This is a genomic window from Pseudomonas sp. A2, from assembly GCF_023100865.1.
Classification (GTDB): Bacteria; Pseudomonadota; Gammaproteobacteria; order Pseudomonadales; family Pseudomonadaceae; genus Aquipseudomonas; species Aquipseudomonas asiatica.
The window spans coordinates 4,749,984-4,767,652 of record NZ_CP039127.1 but is presented as its reverse complement, the minus strand read 5'-3'; the positions used below and the strand labels follow the sequence as shown (position 1 = coordinate 4,767,652).

15 protein-coding genes are annotated in these 17,669 nt (G+C 63.2%); 7 read left to right on the top strand and 8 right to left on the bottom strand.

Annotation, left to right across the window (positions count from 1 at the left end; translation table 11 throughout):
• The first annotated feature begins 67 nt into the window (after nt 1-67).
• From E5221_RS22135 to E5221_RS22125, 3 genes are all read left to right on the top strand, one after another.
• Entirely contained in the window at nt 68-697 is a 630-nt protein-coding gene (locus tag E5221_RS22135) for a glutathione S-transferase (protein ID WP_015271508.1), read from the top strand.
• 27 nt (nt 698-724) lie between these two features.
• The gene (locus E5221_RS22130) at nt 725-2,761 is read left to right on the top strand and encodes a pyridoxamine 5'-phosphate oxidase family protein (protein ID WP_247846460.1); all 2,037 of its coding nucleotides are present in this window, start codon (nt 725-727) and stop codon (nt 2,759-2,761) included.
• Nucleotides 2,762-3,134: 373 nt separating this feature from the next.
• Nucleotides 3,135-4,031: a LysR family transcriptional regulator gene (locus tag E5221_RS22125; RefSeq protein ID WP_182329240.1), complete on the top strand. Its 897-nt coding sequence runs from the start codon at nt 3,135-3,137 to the stop codon at nt 4,029-4,031.
• Nucleotide 4,032: 1 nt separating this feature from the next.
• Here the strand turns inward: E5221_RS22125 and E5221_RS22120 are convergent, their stop codons facing one another.
• From E5221_RS22120 to E5221_RS22110, 3 genes are all read right to left on the bottom strand, one after another.
• Nucleotides 4,033-4,623: a hypothetical protein gene (locus E5221_RS22120; RefSeq protein ID WP_177342390.1), complete on the bottom strand. Its 591-nt coding sequence runs from the start codon at nt 4,621-4,623 to the stop codon at nt 4,033-4,035.
• 72 nt (nt 4,624-4,695) lie between these two features.
• A complete protein-coding gene (locus E5221_RS22115) occupies nt 4,696-5,343 on the bottom strand; it encodes a hypothetical protein (protein ID WP_247846458.1) in 648 nt (215 codons plus the stop codon).
• 79 nt (nt 5,344-5,422) lie between these two features.
• On the bottom strand, nt 5,423-5,623 hold the full coding sequence (locus E5221_RS22110) for a hypothetical protein (RefSeq protein WP_061551561.1): 201 nt from the start codon (nt 5,621-5,623) through the stop codon (nt 5,423-5,425).
• A gap of 505 nt (nt 5,624-6,128) precedes the next feature.
• Here E5221_RS22110 and E5221_RS22105 point away from each other — a divergent pair.
• Nucleotides 6,129-6,584: a hypothetical protein gene (locus E5221_RS22105; protein WP_247846457.1), complete on the top strand. Its 456-nt coding sequence runs from the start codon at nt 6,129-6,131 to the stop codon at nt 6,582-6,584.
• Nucleotides 6,585-7,056: 472 nt separating this feature from the next.
• Here the strand turns inward: E5221_RS22105 and E5221_RS22100 are convergent, their stop codons facing one another.
• From E5221_RS22100 to E5221_RS22090, 3 genes are all read right to left on the bottom strand, one after another.
• Nucleotides 7,057-7,536, bottom strand: coding sequence for a Bro-N domain-containing protein (locus E5221_RS22100; RefSeq protein WP_247846455.1), 480 nt, complete (start codon nt 7,534-7,536; stop codon nt 7,057-7,059).
• Between the two features lie 199 nt (nt 7,537-7,735).
• Nucleotides 7,736-8,986 (bottom strand): ribonucleotide-diphosphate reductase subunit beta, encoded by a 1,251-nt coding sequence (locus tag E5221_RS22095; protein ID WP_024087598.1) that lies wholly within the window; start codon nt 8,984-8,986, stop codon nt 7,736-7,738.
• Nucleotides 8,987-9,231: 245 nt separating this feature from the next.
• Nucleotides 9,232-12,111 (bottom strand): ribonucleoside-diphosphate reductase subunit alpha, encoded by a 2,880-nt coding sequence (locus tag E5221_RS22090; RefSeq protein ID WP_013973842.1) that lies wholly within the window; start codon nt 12,109-12,111, stop codon nt 9,232-9,234.
• 812 nt (nt 12,112-12,923) lie between these two features.
• Here E5221_RS22090 and E5221_RS22085 point away from each other — a divergent pair.
• Nucleotides 12,924-13,622: a response regulator transcription factor gene (locus tag E5221_RS22085; protein ID WP_015271498.1), complete on the top strand. Its 699-nt coding sequence runs from the start codon at nt 12,924-12,926 to the stop codon at nt 13,620-13,622.
• The gene (locus E5221_RS22080; protein ID WP_061551544.1) at nt 13,619-15,226 is read left to right on the top strand and encodes an ATP-binding protein; all 1,608 of its coding nucleotides are present in this window, start codon (nt 13,619-13,621) and stop codon (nt 15,224-15,226) included. Before E5221_RS22085 ends, E5221_RS22080 begins: the two co-directional genes overlap by 4 nt.
• Before the next feature lie 3 nt (nt 15,227-15,229).
• Here E5221_RS22080 and E5221_RS22075 read toward each other — a convergent pair whose 3' ends face one another.
• Both E5221_RS22075 and E5221_RS22070 read right to left on the bottom strand, forming a co-directional pair.
• The gene (locus E5221_RS22075) at nt 15,230-15,931 is read right to left on the bottom strand and encodes a 4'-phosphopantetheinyl transferase superfamily protein (RefSeq protein WP_247846453.1); all 702 of its coding nucleotides are present in this window, start codon (nt 15,929-15,931) and stop codon (nt 15,230-15,232) included.
• Between the two features lie 111 nt (nt 15,932-16,042).
• On the bottom strand, nt 16,043-16,834 hold the full coding sequence (locus E5221_RS22070; RefSeq protein WP_031324533.1) for a dienelactone hydrolase family protein: 792 nt from the start codon (nt 16,832-16,834) through the stop codon (nt 16,043-16,045).
• Nucleotides 16,835-16,963: 129 nt separating this feature from the next.
• Between E5221_RS22070 and E5221_RS22065 the strand changes: the two genes are divergently transcribed.
• Nucleotides 16,964-17,569 (top strand): outer membrane beta-barrel protein, encoded by a 606-nt coding sequence (locus tag E5221_RS22065; RefSeq protein WP_013973837.1) that lies wholly within the window; start codon nt 16,964-16,966, stop codon nt 17,567-17,569.
• Nucleotides 17,570-17,669: the final 100 nt, after the last annotated feature.

Below are 17,669 nucleotides of genomic sequence, written 5' to 3'. Positions count from 1 at the left end.
TGCCAGCCGAACCGGTGCAGCATGTGCTCCACCAGCCCCACCCCGGTGCTGATCAGGAGCCAAGCCCATGTCGAACCCGATCAAGCTTTACAACTTCCCCAAGTCCGGCCACGCCCATCGCATCGAGCTGATGCTTTCGCTGCTGAACCTGCCCACCGAGCTGGTGTTCGTCGACTTGGCCAAAGGCGCGCACAAGCAGCCGGACTTCCTGGCCCTCAACCCGTTCGGCCAGGTCCCGGTCATCGACGACAACGGCACGGTGATCGCTGACTCCAATGCCATCCTGGTGTACCTGGCCAAGAAGTACGACAACGGCACCTGGCTCCCTGAGGAACCCGCTGCCGCCGCCCGCGTCCAGCGCTGGCTGTCGGTCGCTGCCGGCCCGTTGGCCTTCGGTCCTGCTGCCGCGCGTCTGGTCACGGTGTTCGGAGCCTCGTTCAACACCGACGAAGTGATTACCCGCGCCCATACCCTGCTGAAGGTGATCGACGCCGAGCTGGCCAAAACGCCCTTCCTGGCCGGTAGCACACCCACCATCGCCGATATCGCCAACTACTCCTACATCGCCCACGCACCGGAGGGCAATGTGTCGCTGGAGCCCTATGCCAACGTACGCAGCTGGCTGGCGCGGATCGAGGCGCTGCCGCGCTTCGTGCCCATGCCACGCACCGTGATCGGCCTGCAGACCAGCGCCTGATATCCCGCCACTGCGAGGAACGCCGCCATGCAACAGAACCCGGACCACCACTCCTCGCCCTGGCATGCGGGGGAGAAGACCCTGCAAGAAAAAGCCGGTGTCGCGGAGCGCATGGAGGCGTTCGGGCAGAAGGTCATTCGTGACTACATGCCCGACCAGCATCGTATTTTCTATCACCAGTTGCCGTTCATGGTCGCCGCCAGCGTGGATGCACTGGGGCGGCCCTGGGCAACGCTGCTGGAAGGGCCGGAAGGTTTCGTCAGCTCGCCGGACCCGCGCCAGCTGACGATCGACACTCAACTGCCAGCAGACGATCCCGCCACCCCGGGGCTGGCTGCCGGGCAGGCGGTCGGCCTGCTGGGGATCGAATTGCATACCCGCCGGCGCAACCGCCTCAACGGCCAGATCCACCAGGCCGGCGACGGGCAACTGCAGGTGACTGTGGAGCAGTCGTTCGGCAACTGCCCGCAGTATATCCAGCTGCGTGACTACACCCGTGTCGCGGAACCCGCCCAAGGGCGTGTCGATGCGACGACACTCGATGCCTCGGCTGTCAGCATGATCCAGGCAGCCGACACCTTCTTTGTCGCCAGCTATGTCGAGCATGTCGACGGCCAGCGTTCGGTGGATGTCTCCCACCGTGGCGGGCGGCCCGGGTTCATCAAGGTCGAAGGCAACCGCCTGACCATTCCCGACTATGCTGGCAACCTGCACTTCAACACCTTGGGCAACCTGCTGGTGAACCCGCAAGCAGGGTTGCTATTCATCGATTTCAGCAACGGCAACGTGTTGCAGGTATACGGGCATGCCGAGTTGCTGCTGGACAGCCCCGCCATCCAGGCGTTCGAAGGCGCCGAGCGCTTGTGGACGCTGGAGGTCGAGCAGGTGGTGCGGCGCCCGGCTGCCGTTTCCCTGCGTTGGGCCTTCAAGGAGTACGCCCCGACCAGCCTGATGACCGGCACCTGGGCCGAGGCCGACATACGCCTGCAGCAACGCCAGCGGCAGCGCCAATGGCAGGCCTGGCGTGTGCTGCGGGTGGAGCAGGAAAGCCGTGATATCCGCTCGTTCTACCTTGAGCCTCCTGCTGGCAGTGCGATGGCCTTTGCACCCGGGCAGCATGTTCCGGTGCAAGTCCAGCTCGACGGTGAGGCGGCGCTGATCCGCACCTACAGCCTGTCCAGCGCGCCTTCCGACGGTTACCTGCGCATCAGCGTCAAAGCCCAGGGTCGGGCCTCGCGGCACCTGCATGAGCACGTCGTGGCAGGCGATGTGCTGAACGTGCGCTCGCCGATGGGCAGCTTCACGCTGGACCAGCAGAGTACGCGGCCGCTGGTGCTGATCTGCGCGGGTGTGGGTATCACGCCGTTACTGGCAATGCTGCGCGAGCAGTTGAGCAAGGGGCAGGCACGGCGCATTCATCTGTTCCATGGTGCGCGCAGCCTGGCCGACCTGCCGTTCCGTGAGGAACTGGCAAGTTTGCGGCAACAGGCCGGCGGCCTGCTGCACGTGTACCGCGCCCTGAGCCAGCCGGAAGAGCATGCGCTGACGGGGCGTGATTACGAGTTTGCCGGTCGGCTGGGTATCGAGCAGGTCAAGGCGACGCTGGCGCTGGACGACTACGATTTCTACCTGTGCGGCCCAGGCAGTTTTACCCAGGACCTGTATGAAGGGCTGCGCGGGCTGCATGTGCCGGATGCGCGGATTCATGCCGAAGCCTTTGGCCCGTCAACGCTCCGGCGGCACACCGACGATGACCAGCCCACCCTGCAACAGCCGTCCGCGGCCAGTGAGCCGGTGCCGGTGTACTTTGCGGCTTCGGCGAAAGAAGCGCGCTGGGCGCCCGGTAGCGGGACGCTGCTGGAGCTGGCCGAGGCTCGCGGATTGTCGCCGGAGTTCAGTTGCCGAGGTGGGTCGTGTGGTACCTGCAAGACCCGGTTGGTCAGTGGCCAGGTGCATTACCCGAATCCGCCGGCGGAAATGCCGGAAAGTGGGACTGCGCTAATCTGTTGCGCGATACCGGCGCGGGTGGAGGAGGGAGGGCAGGCGTTGGTACTGGATATCTGATATGCCTTTACCGACTCATCGCCGGCAAGCCAGCTCTCATAGAACAACACATGACTCATTGGTTCGGCGAGGTTCTGTAGGAGCAGCCTTGTGCTGCGAAGAGGCCGGTGCTGACAAAGCCTGTCTATTGGCTGTACCGGCCTCTTCGCAGCACAAGGCTGCTCCTACAAAGGACGCGTCAGACGAGCGATATTGGTTCTCTGCGCGAAAGCGCAGCCCAAAGGGCTGGGCAATCTCCCACAGGAATAGCACAAGCCTCGGGGCTGCGCCGTACTTGTGGGAGCTGGCTTGCCGGCGATGAGGTCAGAACAGGCAACACAAAACGCCCAGATGAAAGATAATCCCGGCACTTCATAGCCTCCCAGGAACCCGCATGGACCAGATCCACCTGATGAAGGTGTTCGTCGCCGTAGGCGAGCTGGAAAGCTTCGCCGCCGCTGCCCGCCGCCTGGACATCTCCCCAGCTGCGGTCACCCGTGCCGTCAGCGCCCTGGAGGATCAGCTGGGGGTCAAGCTGCTGCTGCGCACCACCCGCAGCGTACGCCTGACCGAAGCCGGTGGCCGCTACCTGGAAGACACCCGGCATATCCTCGCCAGCATCAACGAGGCCAACGAAGCCGCCGCCGGCATCAACGCCACGCCCAAGGGCGACCTGGCCGTCACCGCGCCTATCCTGTTCGGCAAGAAGTTCGTCATGCCGTGCATCGTCCACTACCTGCAGCAGTACCCCGAGGTCGACGTTTCCGCCTACTTCCTCGACCGCATCGTCAACATGGTCGAAGAGGGCATGGATGTGGCCGTTCGTATCGGCCCCTTGCCCGACTCCGGGCTCAAAGCACTGCGGGTGGGCAGGGTCCGGCGCATGCTGTGCGCCTCTCCCGAGTACCTGGCGCGCCACGGCGTGCCGAAGCACCCGTCCGACCTGGCGGAGCATGCGGTGATCGGCACCACCAACCTGTCGCCGCGAGCCGGCTGGCGTTTCGGGGTGAACGATGAGCCGACTCTGGTGCGCATGAAGCCTCGCTTGATGGTGACCAGCAATGACGGGGCAATCGCTGCCGCCAGCGGCGGGTTGGGCATTGCCCGCCTGCTGTCGTATCAGGTCGCGGATGAGGTGGCCAGTGGGCAGTTGCAGGTGATCCTTGCCGAATACGAAGAGGCGCCGTGGCCAATCCATATACTGCACCGGGAGAGCAAGTACGGTTCGGCCAAGGTCCGCGCCTTCATTGACATGCTGGCGCAGGCGCTGAGGGCTCGGCAGCTGGACTGATTCAACCGAGCAGGGTGAATGTAAAGCAACCTGGGCACTGCTGTTCCAGCCACTCCTTGGCGCGTTCGCTCAGGAAATACCCACGATAGACATCCCCTTTGAATAAATCGGCTTGCTCGTCGGCCTTGAGCACCTTGAGATACTGGCCGAGGTCGGCAGGGTCATGCTGCGGGTCCTTGAGCAGGTTGAGCTTGCCCACCACGAATGCCTGCCAGTACTCCGGCATACGTGCGGCAAGCTCAGGGTCATGGGGCAGGGAATCGATGATCCAGGTTGGCTCGCCTTCCAGATCGAGGTATTCGGTAATGGGTTTGCTGGTATCCCAGTGCAGCCAGTCGATGTGCACGATATGGGTCTTCTCCAGGTGCTCGTAACGCCCGACCCCCTTCAGCCCGCTTTTTTCCAGGGCTTCCTTGACCGGCTGGGTGAGCACCAGAGAACCCGAACGTATGTAGGCGGCCGGGGTATACGGGCCGGCCCGCTTGATGCTGTCTACATCGGTATCTTCGTCCCAGGCGATCATGCCCTGGACCAGTGCCGCGCCCCAGTCTCCCCAGGGCGCTGGCGCGTTGTCTAAATGGTAGATATTCATACCAGGCCCCCGAGATCTTGCCATTCGTGCCGTAGCTATGTTCATGGGCGGGCCTTGATCCTGGCTGGTCATTCAGGCGAACTGAATGAAGAAGAAACCGGCGTCGTCGCCTTGCTTGCCACGGCGTGCCTGCATGTCCACGAACAGATAGCCGATACCTTCGCCGAACAGCCCCGCATGCTGAGGGCTGGCTTCGGCCACGTCAGCATCTATCAGTTGCATCATGAACATGTAGCGCATTGGTTCGTAGATCGTGTCCTGCATCCAGCAGGGCCTACCGCTGGGTTTGCTCAGGCCGATCCCGCTGTCCTCATCCTGATGTTCCTCGTCATGCTCTTCGTCAGTCATTTCTTCGAAATCGATGAACGCTCGCTCCAGCAGCAAGGGGGGATTGGCGGGCTCCAGCGGCTGGCTGGCGAGTTCGTGCAGGATGACCCGGGCAAAGCCGCTGCTGACGATGTTCAGCAGTTCGACTTGTTGATTGACCGTATAGCGACGCTGGAGAGGGCGGCTGAAACTGCCATCCTGATGTTGCTCGACGGCGAGGAAAACCGTGATGGCCATGCCTGGTGGGACGAACATGGCCGGTTGGAAGTGCTCGCTCAGGGTCAGGATGGGCGTCAGCAACATGCCGGTTTCAGGGTTTCTCGGCCACAAGGAGAGGTCCTTGAGCAAAGCCGCGCCACCGATCTGGCCGAAGCCGCGATCTTGTTGGGACAAGAGGATTTTCTTCATGGCTGGTAACACCCTTTGCGCTTGCGGACGACCTGGCGTAGCGACGGCTAGTCAGCGATTTCGGTTACCACCCGAACAGCCCTACGAAGTTTTTCTGGTCCACAGGGCCGCTTGAGCAACTGGCGCCACGTGCCAGGATGGAAGGCTCGAGGCGGTTGCCCACCTGGCGAACAGCCTGGTACTGGCTATCGCAACCTCCGGGCAGCGACGGGGCTGGCTGCACATGGCTGACAATGATGATCTGCACACCATTGAACTGTTCCACGCGAGGCTTGCCTCCATCCCTATCCGGGCTGAATTGGCAGGGCCAGGGCATGTCCAACTCTAGCAGTGATGCATCGGAGCTGCGCAGTGCGCAACGACCTTCGTGGTTCACAAGTGCAAGCTTGTGCCCGGCAAGGATAACTTCAGGCCCCGCATTCGATGACGGGGCGGGCGCCTGCGCGCATGCATTCAGGGCGATTGCAGCCAGCAGCGTCGGCAGGGCTTTGGACACACGCTTCATTTCAGTTCCCCAGAACCGGCCTGCGGGAACAGCGCTGAAAGCAACGGCGATTCATTCACCAGAATTCGATCTCCTATCGGCCCTGGGGAGGGCGTGTGCCTGTGCGGAGTTGTTAATATGCACAGGTGCGAAACTTACATAAAGTGCCAAAGTGATATCGCGCTGGCAGGCACTTCGAAGTCGGGTTTTATGGTTTATTCATTCGCAATTGTCAAGGTAAGCTAGCCGCGCTCTACGGTTTTCAAGGACGACAGTGCTCACTCATATGAATGGATCGAAGTTTCAAAAGGGTCAGGAACTGCAAAGATTTCTTTCCCGCTATTTCGGCGTTTTCATCGCCGAGTTCCTGCTGTCCTGCTTCGCCATTGGCGGCAGTGTTTCACTGGTGTTCTCCACCTGGCTGCGCAGCCCGGACCGGTCGCTGTCGGTGCTGGCACTGGCGCTGGCAGGGGCGCTGAGCGCCGCTTCGCATATCGCCATGGTGCGGGGCTATGCATGGGGCGTGCAGGGGCTGATCGGCCTGAACGGGCTGGCCGTGTTGGCCGCGCTGCCGAGCTACGCTTACCGGCCGCACATGGGCGGCTACGTCTCGGTTTTGCTGTTCGGGCTGCTGGCCTTGCTGGTCATCAATACCCAGCGCTACCGGGAAATGCGCGTGCGCCTGGTGGGCTACCGGGACATTCGCAGGGCCAACCGGCAGGCGGCGAAAGCTGCCAAGTAACATTTTTGCTGGTGTAGCGAGGCTTCTGTATGAATGTGCGCCGCGCGGTGTATGGCACCGGCTGCGCCGGTGTTCGCGGCCACGACCGCTCCCACAGGTACAGCGTGATCCCGAAGCCAGCGCAGTACCTGTGGGAGCGGGCAAGCCCGCGAAGCAGGCGACGCAGTGGATGGCACCGGCTGCGCCGGTGTTCGCGGCCACGGCCGCTCCCACAGGTACAGCGTGAACCCGAAGCCAACGTAGTACCTGTGGGAGCGGGCAAGCCCGCGAAGCAGCCGGTGCGGTGCATGGCACCGGCTGCGCCGGTGTTCGCGGCCACGGCCGCTCCCACAGGTACAGCGTGAGCTCGAAGCCAGCGCATTATCTGTGGGAGCGGGTTCACCCGCGAAGAGGCCCGCCCCGGCAAACCTGCCGCTTAAACCCCATGCAACCGCAACGCCCGCTGCGCACACTCCCGCCAACTCAACTTCGGCTACTCTACCGGCGGCAGCTGTTGCACTTCCCCAGCCAGCACCACCGGCATATCCCGCATCCTCACCCAAGGCTCACTCTGCCAATACAACAACGTCGCGCTCTGTCCCCCAGGCCAGCACATCTGCCCCAGTCGCGGGACATCCTCCATCCCGTCCGCCTGCCGATCACGCAACACCGCCACCACCTCATGCGTCAGCCACCAACGCAGATGCCGGTTCTCCGGCACATGGTGATGCGCCAGCAAGGTATAGGCCCCGGACTCGCTGACCATCGTGGTTTCCTGGTACTTGCCATAGCGCAGCAACTGCACGGAGCGGTACTGATCTGGGTCTAGCTTGCGCATGCAGTGTTCGTCGTAGAAGTGACCACTCAGCCGGCCGAGTTCGTGGGCGCAAAACCAGGCTTGGGATTCGAGCCAGAGGGTGTGGAGGGGGCGGTTGCGGCGGGTGAAGAGGGTAGGTGTATTGAAACTGTCCATATTGGCCATCCTGAATTGGAGAGCCGCTGCTAACGGGAACGGAATACCGCTGCGTGAGCGTTCTTAAGCGCCAACAGACGTTATCGCGACGATACAAAAGTCACAATGAGAACCTTGTAGGAAGCTTCCTCTTCGGCTTTTTTCCTGCCAATAAAAAAGGCTGCCAATCGGCAGCCTTCTCTATGCTTCGCTCGGATTATCAATCCCAGCTCAACGCCCCACCAGTCTGATACTCGATCACACGGGTCTCGAAGAAGTTCTTCTCTTTCTTCAAGTCCATGATCTCGCTCATCCAAGGGAACGGGTTGGTGGTCCCTGGGTACTCTTCCTTCAGACCAATCTGGGTCAGGCGACGGTTGGCGATGAACTTGAGGTAGTCTTCCATCATCGCTGCGTTCATGCCCAGCACGCCGCGTGGCATGGTGTCACGGGCGTATTCGATCTCCAGCTGGGTCCCTTGCAGGATCATCTGGGTCGCTTCTTCCTTCATCGCCGCGTCCCACAGGTGCGGGTTCTCGATCTTGATCTGGTTGATCACGTCGATACCGAAGTTCAGGTGCATCGACTCGTCACGCAGGATGTACTGGAACTGCTCGGCCACGCCGGTCATCTTGTTGCGGCGGCCCATGGACAGGATCTGGGTGAAGCCGCAGTAGAAGAAGATGCCTTCCAGCACGCAGTAGTAGGCGATCAGGTTGCGCAGCAGCTCTTTGTCGGTTTCGACGGTGCCGGTGTTGAATTCCGGGTCGGAGATGGCGCGGGTGTACTTCAGGCCCCAGGCGGCTTTCTTCGCTACCGACGGGATCTCATGGTACATGTTGAAGATCTCGCCTTCATCCATGCCCAGCGACTCGATGCAGTACTGGTAGGCGTGGGTGTGGATCGCCTCTTCGAAGGCCTGGCGCAGGATGTACTGGCGGCACTCCGGGTTGGTGATCAGGCGATACACGGCCAGGGCCAGGTTGTTGGCTACCAGCGAGTCGGCAGTGGAGAAGAAGCCAAGGTTGCGCATGACGATGCGACGCTCGTCTTCGGTCAGGCCGTCCATGCTCTTCCACAGGGCGATGTCGGCGGTCATGTTGACCTCTTGCGGCATCCAGTGGTTGGCGCAGCCGTCCAGGTACTTCTGCCAAGCCCAGTCGTACTTGAACGGTACCAGCTGGTTGAGGTCGGCGCGGCAGTTGATCATGCGCTTTTCGTCAACACGCACGCGGGCGCCGGAGCCTTCCAGCTCGGCCAGGCCTTCGGCGATGTCGAGGTCGTTCAGGGCAGCCTTGGCGCGTTTGACGGCGTCGGAGTCGTCGGCGGTGGCGGCACGGGCTTCCAGGGCGGCGGCACCACCGGCGCTGTCGAGTTTGTCGAGGGTGGCGGCGGCAGCGGCCTGCGCAGGGGTGTTGCCTTTGGCGGCTACTTCGCCGTCTTCTTTATCGAATTCGTCCCAGCTCAGCATGGTGAGATTCTCCTGCTTGAGGGCCATCTATCAAGTATGGCCGGTGGATCTTGGTTGCGGTGCGGTGCACGCAAATCTGAGGTGCCCGAAAAGGGCTGGCCGCGGCTTTGTAGCCACGGCTTGTTGTGTCTGGCTGTGGAGAGGCGGCGGGAGTGCCGGCCTCATCGCGGGTGAACCCGCTCCCACAGGGTCCGCAGTGGTGCGGAAACGCGTTGAGGCTTCCCGCAGGAAGCCTCGGCCTGGCCTTACTGGCAGGCTTCGCAGTCAGGCTCGTCGATCGCGCAGGCCTTCGGCACTGGCGCAGGGCCGGCTGCCTGGACCGGGGCGCTGTCGCCACCGCTGGAAACGGCGTTGAGCTTGCCGGTGTTGATGGTCGACTTCTCGGTGCTGGTCGCGGCCAGGGCACGGAGGTAGTAGGTGGTCTTCAGACCACGGTACCAGGCCATGCGGTAGGTAACGTCCAGCTTCTTGCCCGAGGCGCCGGCGATGTACAGGTTCAGCGACTGGGCCTGGTCGATCCACTTCTGGCGACGCGAGGCGGCATCGACGATCCACTTGGTCTCGACTTCGAACGCGGTGGCGTACAGGTCCTTCAGCTCTTGCGGGATACGCTCGATCTGCTGCACCGAACCGTCGTAGTACTTCAGGTCGTTGATCATCACCGAGTCCCACAGGCCACGGGCCTTCAGGTCGCGGACCAGGTACGGGTTGATCACGGTGAACTCGCCCGACAGGTTCGATTTCACGTACAGGTTCTGGTAGGTCGGCTCGATGGACTGCGACACGCCGGTGATGTTGGCGATGGTCGCGGTCGGCGCGATGGCCATGATGTTCGAGTTACGAATACCTTTCTTGACGCGCTCGCGCACCGGGGCCCAGTCCAGGGACTCTTCCAGGTTGACGTCGATGTACTTGGCGCCACGGGCCTCGATCAGGATCTGTTGCGAATCCAGCGGCAGGATGCCCTTGGACCACAGCGAACCCTGGAAGGTCTCGTACGCACCGCGCTCGTCGGCCAGGTCGCAGGACGCCTGGATGGCGTAGAAGCTGACCGCTTCCATCGACTTGTCGGCGAACTCGACGGCAGCATCGGAGCCGTACGGAATGTGCTGCAGGTACAGCGCATCCTGGAAGCCCATGATGCCCAGGCCGACCGGGCGGTGCTTGAAGTTCGAGTTACGCGCTTGCGGCACCGAGTAGTAGTTGATGTCGATCACGTTGTCGAGCATGCGCACGGCGGTGTTCACGGTGCGTTGCAGCTTGGCGGTATCCAGCTTGCCGTCGACGATGTGGTTCGGCAGGTTGATCGAGCCCAGGTTGCAGACCGCGATCTCGTCCTTGTTGGTGTTCAGGGTGATCTCGGTGCACAGGTTCGAGCTGTGGACCACGCCCACGTGCTGCTGCGGCGAACGCAGGTTGCACGGGTCCTTGAAGGTCAGCCACGGGTGGCCGGTCTCGAACAGCATCGACAGCATCTTGCGCCACAGGTCTTTGGCCTGGATGGTCTTGAACACCTTGATCTTGTTGTACTCGGTCAGGGCTTCGTAGTACTCGTAGCGCTCTTCGAAGGCCTTGCCGGTCAGGTCGTGCAGGTCTGGCACTTCCGAAGGCGAGAACAGGGTCCACTTGCCGTCATCGAAGACACGCTTCATGAACAGGTCAGGGATCCAGTTGGCGGTGTTCATGTCGTGGGTACGACGACGGTCATCACCGGTGTTCTTGCGCAGCTCGATGAATTCTTCGATGTCCAGGTGCCAGGTTTCCAGGTAGGCACACACGGCGCCCTTGCGCTTGCCACCCTGGTTGACGGCAACGGCGGTGTCGTTGACCACTTTCAGGAACGGAACCACGCCCTGGGATTTGCCGTTGGTGCCCTTGATGTAGGAGCCCAATGCACGCACAGGGGTCCAGTCGTTGCCCAGGCCACCGGCGAATTTCGACAGCATGGCGTTGTCGTGGATCGCGTGGTAGATGCCCGACAGGTCGTCCGGCACGGTGGTCAGGTAGCAGCTGGACAGCTGTGGGCGCAGGGTGCCGGCGTTGAACAGGGTCGGGGTCGAGGCCATGTAGTCGAAGGACGACAACAGGTTGTAGAACTCGATGGCACGGGCTTCTTTGTCTTTCTCTTCCAGCGCCAGGCCCATGGCCACACGCATGAAGAACACCTGTGGCAGCTCGAAGCGCACGCCATCCTTGTGGATGAAGTAGCGGTCGTACAGAGTCTGCAGGCCCAGGTAGGTGAATTGCTGGTCACGCTCGTGGTCGATGGCCTTGCCCAGGCGCTCCAGGTCGTAGCCTTTCAGGGCCGGGTCCAGCAGCTCGAACTCGACGCCTTTCTCGACATAGGCCGGCAGGGCCTTGGCGTACAGGTCGGCCATTTCGTGGTGGGTGGCGCTCTCGGCCACGTTCAGGAAGCCCAGGCCTTCGGCACGCAGGGTGTCCATCAGCAGGCGGGCGGTCACGAACGAGTAGTTCGGCTCGCGCTCCACCAGGGTACGGGCGGTCATCACCAGGGCAGTGTTGACGTCCTTGATGGCCACGCCGTCGTACAGGTTCTTCAGGGTATCGCGCTGGATCAGGTCGCCATCGACTTCGGCCAGGCCTTCGCAGGCTTCGCTGATAATGGTGTTCAGGCGGGCCATGTCGAGCGGCGCCAGGCTGCCGTCGGCCAGGGTGATGCGAATGCTCGGGTGCGGCTCGACCACGGACTCGGTGTTGACGCGGGTGGCACGCTCCTTGGCGCGCTGCTCACGGTAGATCACGTAGTCACGGGCGACCTTCTGCTCGCCGGCGCGCATCAGGGCCAGTTCGACCTGGTCCTGGATTTCTTCGATGTGGATGGTGCCACCCGATGGCATGCGACGCTTGAACGTGGCGGTGACCTGCTCGGTCAGGCGCGCGACGGTGTCGTGGATGCGCGACGAAGCGGCGGCGGTGCCGCCTTCAACTGCGAGGAACGCCTTGGTGATGGCCACGGTGATCTTGTCGTCGGTGTAGGGGACGACAGTGCCGTTACGCTTGATCACGCGCAGTTGGCCGGGAGCGGTGGCGGCCAGATCCTGGTTGGAATCGGCGGCCTGCGGCACCTTGGCCTGCGGGTTCTCGCGAGTTGTGTCGGTTTGCATGGGTGGGTGTCTCCACAGTTTCTATATTGTTCAGGCGCCTTTTGGGCGCCCACCGTTCCGTCCACTTGCTCGATGGCCTGGCGGGGATGGGCAATGCATGCGCATCCGCCCGCGCGGGCGTACCAACTTCGGGACAGACTCAGGAATAAGGGGCAATGGCTCGCCGCTCCCTGGCCGAAGTCAAAGGTTCTGGGCCGGGCCCAAAAACTGTTGCTGATGGATGCCAGGCCTGGCCTGCAACACCCATACCCGAACAAGGCCCTGGCGGGCTTGCCTCGGTCGCCTCCGCAGGAGCGGTTTGGCTGCTGGAATCACTTGAAGTTCACCCGAAAAATCGCTTGATTTTGCGGGTTGACTTTTGTGTGTGATTTTGCACGAAACCCTATATCTAGTGGTTCGCTGCGATCGGGATACAAGATAATGCGGTATCGGGGGCTTTGCAAGGCGAGCGCCTGTGGATAACTTGTGCGTACTTTGTGAGTGAATGGTGGGTATTCGCTGTAGGCCTTGTGCCAAGTGGTTTGCAGTATTTTTCTGCGTCTTGCAGCCCCGGGGCAGAATTTTTCGGGCGCGAACCCTATCACAAAAAACGGTTCAGTCGAGGGGCTGCTGGCAGGTTGGCAGTGCCCGGGGGCGGGACGTAGTATCCGAAGCAGATGTTGCCTTTTGGTTAAAGGGTTATGTTGCCTGCACCGACCCCTTCGCAGCACAAGGCTGCTCCTACCGGGGAGCGCCATACCTTGTAGGAGCAGCCTTGTGCTGCGAAGGGGCCGGTACAGGCAACAAAAGAACAACAAGATAAGGCACAAGCCATGGACCACCCCGCACCCCGCATTCTCATTGTCGAAGACGACCAGCGCCTGGCCGAGCTCACCGCCGAGTATCTGCAGGCCAACGGCTACGAAATCAGCGTCGAGGGCGATGGCGCTCGCGCCGCGCGGCGCATCGTCGACAGCCAGCCTGACCTGGTCATTCTCGACCTGATGCTGCCCGGCGAGGACGGTCTGAGCATCTGTCGTCGGGTGCGCAGCCAGTACCCCGGCCCGATCCTCATGCTGACCGCCCGCAGCGATGAACTCGACCAGGTCCAGGGCCTGGACCTTGGGGCCGATGACTATGTCTGCAAACCCGTACGCCCACGGCTCCTCCTGGCGCGTATCCAGGCACTGCTGCGGCGCAGCGAAGCACCGGACAGCAAGCGCCAGGATCTGGCCTTCGGCGCGCTGCGCATCGACAATCGCCTGCGCGAGGCGCGCCTGGGCGAACAGCTGATAGAGCTGACCGGCGCCGAATTCGACCTGCTCTGGCTGCTGGCCAGCAACGCCGGCCGGGTGCTGACGCGCGAGCAGATCTTCACCGCGCTACGTGGGGTCGGCTACGACGGGCAGGACCGTTCCATCGACATACGCATTTCCAAGATCCGCCCAAAGATCGGCGACGACCCGCTCCAGCCAAGGCTGATCAAGACCCTTCGCAGCAAGGGCTACCTGTTCGTCGGCGAGGCCCCATGAACAATTCGATCTTCCTGCGTATCTATGGCGGCATGCTGGCCGTGCTGGTGCTGGTGGCCCTGCTCGGTGTACTCAGCCTGCACTTGGTCAACGAAGTGCGTGCCGCCCAGCACCGAGAAGGCCTGGCCCAGGGCACCTTCAGCCTGATGGCCGACAACCTGGCGCTGCAGAACGATACCGAGCGCAAGCGCTCGCTGCTGATCTGGGAGCGCCTGCTCGGCGTGCCACTGGCGCTGCAGCCCATGACCGCGCGCACACTCGATGGCGGCCAGCGGGCGCGCCTGTACCGCGGGCTGGTGGTGGTCGAGAAGACCGGCCCGCATGCGGCCGAGGTGCTACGCAAGGTCGGCCAGGAAGACCTGATGCTTGTGGCGCAGATCAAACAGATCAGCGAGCAACTGGCGCGGGCCACCCTCTATCTGCTGGCCGACGAACTGGTGCGCTACCCGGTGACCGAACAGCAGCAGCGCCTGGCACAGATCAAGAAAGAGAAGGGCTTCGGCTTTGGCGTGGCCTTGCAGCGCATCGAGCGGGTGAGCCTGGACGATGACCAGCGGCGCCGGGTCGAGGAGGGCGACACGGTTATGGCCCTGGGCAAGGATGGCGACTCGATCCGTGTGTTCGCCGGGCTGGCGGGTTCGCCCTGGGTACTGGAAATCGGCCCGCTGTACCAGCTCAACCCCTATCCGCCGCAGTTGCTGATCCTGATAACCTTTCTTGGTCTGTGCCTGATCGGCCTGGTGGTCTACCTGCTGGTACGCCAACTGGAGCGGCGCGTGTCGGGCCTGGAGATTGCCGCCACGCGCATCGCCCAAGGCAGCCTGGACACCCGCGTGCCGGCCGGCGGCGCCGACTCGGTGGGGCGTCTGGCCGCGGCCTTCAACGGCATGGCCGAGCACCTGCAGCGCTCGCTGACCATGCAGCGCGAACTGGTGCGGGCGGTTTCCCACGAGCTGCGCACGCCAGTGGCACGTCTGCGCTTTGGCCTGGAGATGATCGAAAGTGCCACCACCGAGCAGGCCCGGGCCAAGCACCTGGCGGGTATGGACGGCGATATCCAGGACCTCGACAAATTGGTCGACGAGATGCTTACTTACGCCCGCCTGGAGCAGGGCGCACCGGCGCTGAAGTTCGAGCGGGTAGACCTGGACGCCTTGCTCGACCGGGTGATCGAAGAACTCGCGCCGTTGCGTGCCGAGGTAAGGGTGGTGCGCGGTGAGTGCCAGGGTGCCGATGGCGGAGGCGCCTGGGTCGAAGCTGAACCGCGCTACCTGCACCGCGCGCTGCAGAACCTGGTGGGCAACGCCATGCGCCACGCCGAGGCCGAGGTGCGCCTGAGCTACCAGTTGGGGCAGCAACGCTGCCGCATCGATGTGGAGGATGACGGCCCGGGGATCCCCGAGGGCGTCTGGGACCGTATCTTCACACCGTTCACCCGCCTCGACGACAGCCGTACCCGCGCTTCGGGCGGGCATGGCCTGGGCTTGTCGATCGTGCGGCGGATCATCTACTGGCACGCGGGCCGAGCCACAGTGGGGCGCAGCGCCGCGCTGGGTGGCGCCTGCTTCAGCCTGAACTGGCCACGGCAGCAGGCACCGCTGTGACGGTCAGACGCTGACCAGGCTGAGCAGGTGGCCGTCCTGCAGGCAGAACTGGCCCTGCAGTTCGGCGCCATGCCGCCACTGCGGCGACAGGTCGGTGAGCAGGCGCAGGCGGGCCAGGCCGTCGGCGGACCAGTCCAGCACTTCGGCGTGCTCGAAGTAGAAGCGCTGGCGGGTCAGCGGGTAGAGCGTCTTGAACAGGCTTTCCTTCAGCGAGAAGGTCAGGGTGACGGCAAGGCCGAGCTGGCGGCGGTCGAGGCGTTCGAGCTCGGGCGGGGTGAGGATTTCGCCCATCAGCCGCTCGGCACGCTGGTCATCCAGCAATGCTTCCTGATCCAGGCCCAGGCCCCGGCAACTGCCCTCGGCAGCAACCACGGCAGCAGCCCAGCCTTTACCGTGGGTGATCGAGCCGTGGATGCCGGCGGGCCAGATGGGTGAGCGGTCCTCGTGGGTGCCGGGCACGTAGTCACGGCCGTCCAGGCGCTGCAGAGCGGCGCGGGCACATGCCCGGCCAGCCAGGTACTCGGCCTGACGCTTGGCCACCGAACGCTGCAGGCTGGCGCCTGGCACGACGCCGGCGCGCTGGAAGTCGTCGGGTGCCAGGCGGGTGGGGTCGAAGTAGCAACTGACCAGCACCGCGCCGGGTAGTGGGCGGGGCAGGGGCCAGTGGTGCTGGAGCGGGGTGCAGCAGGCGGGGAGTGTGTTCATGGGGGTATTGTGCCAGCTGTACGGGCACTAAGGGAGCCAGCGTGGCAATGCATCCTTGTGGGAGCGGCCTTGCGTCGCGAAAGGCCGCTCCCACATCGGCCCCGGCAATCCTTACTTGAACACCTTCTTGAAGAAGGCTTGCATATCCGCCCAGGAGCTCTCGTCCGCCGCCTTGTTGTAGGCAATATCCGGCCCACCATGTTCACCGTGCCCCATGCGGTCCGAATCCGGGTTGCTGAACCCGTGCTTGGCACCGGGAATACTGACGAACTGGTAGTTGACCTTGGCTGCATCCATTTCCGCCTTGAACGCTTCCACCTGCTGCTCGGTCACCAGGGTGTCCGCCGCACCATGCTCCACCAGGATATCGGCCCGCACCACGCCCGGCCTGGCCGGTGTCTGCGTGCCCAGCGGGGCGTGGAAGCTCACCACGCCATCGAGCTTTTCCCCTCGCCGCGCGGCATCCAGCGCCACCTTGCCGCCAAAGCAGTAACCCACTGCCCCCAACTGGTGCTTGTTGGTATTGGGCTGCAGCTTGAGCAGCTCCAGACCGGCATCGAAGCGCCGCTCCGCGGCCTTGGGGTCTTTCATCGCTGCTGTCATGAATGCCTTGGCGTCGGCAGGGTGCTCGGTTTGCTTGCCGTCGCCATACATGTCGATGGCCAGGGCGTTGTAGCCCAGTGCTGCCAAGTCGCGGGCGCGGCGCTTGGCATAGTCGTTCAGCCCCCACCATTCATGCACCACGACAATGCCGGGGCGCTTGCCTTCGATGGCGTCGTCATAGGCGTAGTAGCCGACCAGGCGATTGCCGTCGGCGTCCTGGTAGGGGATCTCGCGGGTTTGTACCGCCGCTTGGGCGAGGGCGGCGCTGCACATCAGGGTCAAGGCCAGCAGGGCGCGCATGGTCACTACTCCTTGTTCTTCAAACGGTTCGTTCAGCCGGGGTTCAGCCAGGGTTCAGTCGCGGTTCAGGGTGCCCTGCTTACTCTAGCTTCCAGACCGAAACAGCGCACTCAACTGGAGTATCCAGCCATGAAAACCTTCAACACCCTGCTTGCCGCCATGGCCGTCTGCGCCGCTGGCATCACCACCGCACAGGCCGCTGACGACAACTTCGCCAGCCTGACCTACGGCCAGACCAGCGACAAGGTTCGCAAGTCCGGCCTGCTGCAGCGCAACACCGACCACCTCAACGCCGACGGCATCATCGGCAAGGACGACACCTGGGGCGTGCGAGTGGGCAAGATCAATGACCAGGGCCGCTACTACATGACTTACGACAATGTCTCGGGCGACCACAGCGGCCTGAAGCTGCGCCAGGAAAACCTGCTGGGCAGCTACGACCTGTTCCTGCCGGTGGGCGATACCACCAAGCTGTTCGGCGGCGGCAGCCTGGGCGTGACCAAGCTGACCCAGGACTCGCCGGGGGCCAGCCGGGATACCGACTACGGTTACGCCTATGGCCTGCAGGCCGGCGTGATCCAGGACATCACCGACAAGGCTTCTGTGGAACTGGGCTACCGTTACCTGCGTACCAATGCCGCCACCGAAGTGGGTGCGCACGGCGGGCCGAAGGACGGCACCCTGCGCCTGACCAGCAGCGCGCAGACCTACCTGGCTGCAAGCTACAAGTTCTGACGGGCGAGCCGGGTTATCCTGTACCGGCCTCTTCGCGGGTAAACCCGCTCCCACAGGGATCGCGCAGTTCTTCAAACCTGTGCAGTACCTGTGGGAGCGG